General features: G+C 40.0%; 7 protein-coding genes. 5 read left to right on the forward strand and 2 right to left on the reverse strand.

Annotation, left to right across the window (positions count from 1 at the left end; all coding sequences use genetic code 11):
• Positions 1 to 110 precede the first annotated feature (110 nt).
• Positions 111 to 437, reverse strand: a complete 327-nt coding sequence (locus LC574_RS24720; protein ID WP_229456193.1) for a hypothetical protein — start codon at positions 435 to 437, stop codon at positions 111 to 113.
• Positions 438 to 726: 289 nt separating this feature from the next.
• Between LC574_RS24720 and LC574_RS24725 the strand changes: the two genes are divergently transcribed.
• From LC574_RS24725 to LC574_RS24745, 5 genes are all read left to right on the forward strand, one after another.
• The gene (locus LC574_RS24725) at positions 727 to 1,593 is read left to right on the forward strand and encodes a DNA adenine methylase (protein WP_229456194.1); all 867 of its coding nucleotides are present in this window, start codon (positions 727 to 729) and stop codon (positions 1,591 to 1,593) included.
• A gap of 346 nt (positions 1,594 to 1,939) precedes the next feature.
• Positions 1,940 to 2,704 (forward strand): ATP-binding protein, encoded by a 765-nt coding sequence (locus LC574_RS24730; RefSeq protein ID WP_229456195.1) that lies wholly within the window; start codon positions 1,940 to 1,942, stop codon positions 2,702 to 2,704.
• A gap of 14 nt (positions 2,705 to 2,718) precedes the next feature.
• On the forward strand, positions 2,719 to 2,940 hold the full coding sequence (locus tag LC574_RS24735) for a hypothetical protein (protein WP_229456196.1): 222 nt from the start codon (positions 2,719 to 2,721) through the stop codon (positions 2,938 to 2,940).
• Entirely contained in the window at positions 2,937 to 3,239 is a 303-nt protein-coding gene (locus LC574_RS24740) for a type II toxin-antitoxin system VapC family toxin (protein WP_306422154.1), read from the forward strand. Before LC574_RS24735 ends, LC574_RS24740 begins: the two co-directional genes overlap by 4 nt.
• Positions 3,187 to 4,869 carry an AAA family ATPase gene (locus LC574_RS24745; RefSeq protein ID WP_306422155.1) on the forward strand — a complete coding sequence of 561 codons (1,683 nt, stop codon included), beginning with the start codon at positions 3,187 to 3,189 and terminating at the stop codon, positions 4,867 to 4,869. Before LC574_RS24740 ends, LC574_RS24745 begins: the two co-directional genes overlap by 53 nt.
• Here LC574_RS24745 and LC574_RS24750 read toward each other — a convergent pair.
• Positions 4,795 to 5,118, reverse strand: coding sequence for a hypothetical protein (locus LC574_RS24750; RefSeq protein ID WP_229456198.1), 324 nt, complete (start codon positions 5,116 to 5,118; stop codon positions 4,795 to 4,797). The two genes, LC574_RS24745 and LC574_RS24750, sit on opposite strands and share 75 nt — an antisense overlap.
• Positions 5,119 to 5,367: the final 249 nt, after the last annotated feature.

The following is a 5,367-nucleotide window of genomic DNA, read 5'->3' on the forward strand; positions in this document are numbered from 1 at the left end:
TGGATCTCATCGTATGCTATAGGACTCCTATTTGATTTTTGAAAAAACTCCGTACAACTCGAAAGGGCTGATTCCCTACTCCCTACTCCCTACTCCCTACTCCCCACTATCTACTGAACCACCAATTGGATGTTTTGCAGTTGACATTTCGTCTGGGCCGTACCCAGGCGTTCAATTACCTGTTCAGCACTCATCAGACGCTTGAGTACTACTTGGCCTATGGTCTTACTGGCAATTACTGGTGTTGTTGGCTTCACTTCCACGGTTAAAACGGCTTCTTCAACTCGATAAAGCCATAGCAATTCGTTTTGTTCCACTAAACAAATATTCATTCGCTGAATATCTGGTTGGCGTCGCCATGCGGTTATTTGCCAGAGTCCATCAGATGCCCAGACTCTCGCAACTGCCCATCCCTCAGATAGAAAGAAATACTTCACGTTTTTAGTCTCACTATTAGACTTTCAATCTGCTATTTACGATATTGTATATTATTTGTTAATAATGTATAACTAATGATATTTTAACTTAAGGTGGTCTAAATTATTACCCACTTCTTAATAGAAAAAATACTTATTTACCTCATTTAACTCAGTCCAATGAATAACATAATTATCATATCTGATTTTAAACTACTAGTTTGATTTTATTGCCAAGTTCATGATAAATCTTTATATATATTATAGTAAGCAAATGCCAAATATAATTTTAGAAATATTTTAGGCAATTATGAACAAACCTATAAACTCACCATTTAGATATCCTGGTGGCAAATTTTATGCTCGTAATTTGATTCTTAATCATATTCCTTCTCACTCATATTATGCTGAACCTTTTGCTGGAGGTGGATCTATCTTTTTTGTAAAAAATAAAGTAAATATTAATTGGCTCAATGATATTGATGAATTATTAATAAATACCTTATTAATAATTCGAGATCAACCTGAAGAATTAATAAAATTTTTAGAAGGTAAATCTGCTACTAAAGAAAGACATACATATTACAAAAATGAATTCATACCACAAAATGAATTAGAACAAGCTGGTAGATGGTTTTACCTCAATAGAACCTCCTACTCTGGAATCATGAAGCATCAGAACTGTTATTGGGGATATGGTGATAAATACAGTATGCGTCCAGAGAATTGGCCCAGAAATATACGTCGAACTTCTGAGAAACTTCAAAACGTTAAAATTACTAATCTCGACTTTGAAGAAGTTATCGAATCTGTACCTGATGGATCTTTCTTATTTATTGATCCTCCTTATTTCAATGCAGATCAAGATAAATTTTATGTTCATTCATTTTCTAAAGACGATCATTTCAGGCTATGCCAAATATTAAACAAACATAAGCAGAGAATAAAATTTCTTATAACTTACGATAATAGCGAAGCAATTAGAAAACTATATGAATGGGCATTGGAAATACACGACAAAGAATGGAATTATACAATTAATAGAACCGACGATCAAAAAAATGGAAAAAGTAAACAAAATAACTTTAAAGGTGAACGATACAAGGGGAAAGAAATTTTTATATTAAGCTACTCTTCTCTTGAACTTACTTCTCAAAATTATGAACAGTTAATTTAAAATTTTTAAATTATTCTATATAAATAATCAATGTAAATGAGGCGATTATCTAAAGTTTTAGAAGTAATTCATCGAAGAAAGCTTCGCATTTTTTTATTTCTATCCATTTATTTTTTGCACAGGGAACTCCTGTGGATTCTAAATTTTTAACATTGCCAAAATTAATAAATGGATAGTTAGGTAAGTTCTACATACTATAGCAGTCCTAAATCATTTGTGAAAATTATATATCTCTTTTTTCTTTCTTCTCTTTGCGTCCTTGGCGTTCTTGGCGGTTCGTTTCCTTATATATATTTTTCACGACTCATTTAGGATTGCTATATAATTTCTAGAGTGCAAGACGTTATTGCTAAACAGCAACTTACTCAAACGCCATCCCCTACAAAACGCCGCCATTATCGGTAAAAAGCGCAGTGGTAAAACATCCCTGCTGCACTACTTAAAAAATATCACCACCACCCCAGCAGAACAGCTGCGTCCTGAGCAAAAATCTGACTGGCTACCGCATCCAGAAAATTACCGTTGGATTTTTGTAGACTTGCAAGACGCACGAATGCAAAGCCGAGAAGGATTGCTAAAGTACATCCTAGAATCACTGAAGATGCAAGTGCCGACACCTTGCGATTTAGATCGTTTTATGAATGTAGTCAGCGATAATTTGCATTCTCCCACAGTCATCTTATTGGATGAGATTGGCGTTGGCTTGCAACGCTGTCCAGAATTAGATGATGGCTTTTGGGAATGTTTGCGGTCTTTGGCAACTAACCATACAGGAGGGAATCTAGCATTTGTCTTAGCTACCCCCGAATCACCGATTGAAATGGCGCGAAACACAGGACACAGTTCACCCTTTTTCAACATTTTCGGCTACACCGCACATCTGGAAGCATTAACTGAGACAGAAGCGCGAGAATTGATAGCAAGTTCGCCCATTCCCTTCACTGACGAAGATGTAGAGTGGATTTTGACACAAAGTCGCTACTGGCCACTGTTATTACAAATTCTGTGTAGAGAAAGATTATTTAACTTAGAAGAAGGAGAGAATAATGATAACTGGCGTGAGGAAGGATTACAACAAATGAAATCATTTACTCATTTATTAAATTCATAACTAGCAGAGTAACCATGAAAGCACACCGAATTGAAACAAAGTTAACTAAAAACGGAACCTTGATTCTTGAGGATTTACCGTTTCAGGCTGGCGAAGCCGTTGAAATTATCATTCTAGAAAGTCACACTCATCCCCAAGAAGCGAATTTGTATCCTTTGCGTGGCAAACAACCGTACCGTTATGACGATCCTTTTGAACCTGCTGTGCCTCTGGAAGATTGGGAAGTCTTGCAATGATTATACTGGATACCCATATATGGGTTTGGTGGGTTCAAGGTGATGCAAGACTGACCAAACAACATCAGAACTGGCTGCAACAATATGAACCCCAAGGGTTAGGAATCAGCATCATGTCTTGTTGGGAAGTTGCAAAATTGGTAGAGATTGGCAAGCTAACTCTACCGTATCCAATTGAGGAGTGGTTAACAGAAGCTTTAGCTTATCCAGGAGTGCAGTTACTCGAACTGACAATACCAATTATCGTTGAATCAACCGAACTCACAGGTTTTCACCGTCTGGAATTATCTGCTCTATAGATTAGACAAAGGGCGTAACAGTAAAAGCCCTTGTTTATTGCGCTTTCACTCCGCCTTCTGGGATGAGTGGCAACGTTTACATCTGCCCGGCTTGGATGAGCATCTCCTCTTGGTCATCGAAAATAACACAGTTGAAGGAAAAGCAGCCCTAGAATATCTCAGTACCAGTCGCCAACGCTGGACAGCCAAACCTGCAAAAGTTGAACTGGATGCACGCAGTTTACAAAGCTCGGCTGATGTAGAAGCCATCCGTAAAGCTCATCGCAGTCTGGTAACTAGCGAACTAGAGAGTGAAGTTAGCTCTCTACTACGAATCTTTAGCCGTATCAGCGAGGATGTTGATGCTGCTCTCAATCAAGCAAGTACTTATAACCAGCGCTTACTCCTCAGAGATGTTGCAGATGAATTAAATCTACAGTTGCAAAACTTCGTTCGTAGCAGCGACAAATACACAGTCCGTTTCTACCCCATTATCAAAAGTTGGCGTGAGATAGTAACTAACTATATAGAAGAACTGGCTAAAATTACTGAACTCCGCCAAGAGATTGACTCGCCTAACATCATTGGCGTACCCCTCACACAGGAGCAAGAAATTTTCACGGGGCGTGATGACATTGCCGCACGTATTGAGCAACTACTGAGCGATCGCCGTCGTCCACCTCTGCTACTATACGGTCAGCGACGTATGGGTAAAACTTCCCTCCTCAACAACATCGGAAAATTACTACCCAATTCCATCATCCCGATGTTTGTAGACTTGCAAGGCGCACCTTCATCAGCTAGTGACTATGCAGGTTTTCTCTACAACCTGGCTAGAGATATGGAGAAGTCAGCGAAAAAGCAAGGTTTAACTCTACCGTCCCTAGCCCGCGAAGTGTTAAAATCTGACCCCTTCACTTATTTCTATGAATGGCTAGATAAAGTAGAACAGGCTTTAGAACAAAATACCGCCTTACTAGCGCTAGATGAATTTGAGGTGCTAGACAACGCCATAGCCAAAGGTCGCTTTGATGAACAGGATGTTTTGGGTATGCTGCGTCACCTCATCCAGCATCGTCCCCGCTTCAAGGTGTTACTGGCTGGCTCTCATACTATCGAAGAATATCAGCGCTGGGCTAGTTATCTGATTAATGTCCAAGTAGTGCATATCTCCTACCTCAAAGAAGCGGAAGCACGACAATTAATTGAACGTCCCGTCAAAGATTTTACTCTCCGCTATGAACCTAACGCCGTTGAACGAGTGCTACAACTCACCCGTTGTCATCCATTCTTAGTACAACTACTCTGCGCGGAAATTATTGTCCTTAAGAACGAACAAGACCCCTCTATCCGGCGATTAGCAACTTTAGCTGATGTGGAAGCAGCGATACCAGAAGCTTTGCAAAGTGGTGGTTTTTTCTTTGCTGACATTCAAAATAACCAAGTAGACGCCACTGGACAAGCTATTCTACGTTTTATCGCCGCTCAAGGGGAAGGGGCTATAGTTAGCCGCCAAACTCTATTGCAACAGTTCCCTGATGCTGATATTACTTTCAACTTGCTGTTGCAACGTGAGTTAATTGAGGAAGTTGACGACGGCTATGGCTTCCAGGTGGAGTTGATTCGCCGTTGGTTTTTCAACCGGACATGATATCAAAGACTCATTAACGGAGTTCAAAGACTCATTCACGAGTATCAAAGACTCGTTCACGAGTATCAAAGACTCGTTCACGAGTATCAAAGACTCATTCACGAGTATCAAAGACTCATTCACGGAGTTCAAAGACTCGTTCACGAGTATCAAAGACTCATTCACGAGTATCAAAGACTCATTCACGAGTATCAAAGACTCGTTCACGAGTATCAAAGACTCATTCACGAGTATCAAAGACTCGTTCACGAGTATCAAAGACTCGTTGAGCGCAATATATTGTGCCCCTACAATGATTTTGAATACTAGAAGTTAGTACAGTGGTGCGTTAGCCTTTGGCGTAACGCACCACTGTACTAAAAATAGAAGTTATATCATGTCCGCTTGATTCCTTATTAAACCTGAAGAACCCCACCCCGCCAAAGCTACGCTTTGTCTCCCCTCCCGAAGAGCGGGGAGGGGATTAAGGGGAGCCAGCGCGGTCTTGGGGGTTTCCCC

The organism is Nostoc sp. CHAB 5715 (assembly GCF_020829685.1).
GTDB lineage: Bacteria > Cyanobacteriota > Cyanobacteriia > Cyanobacteriales > Nostocaceae > Nostoc.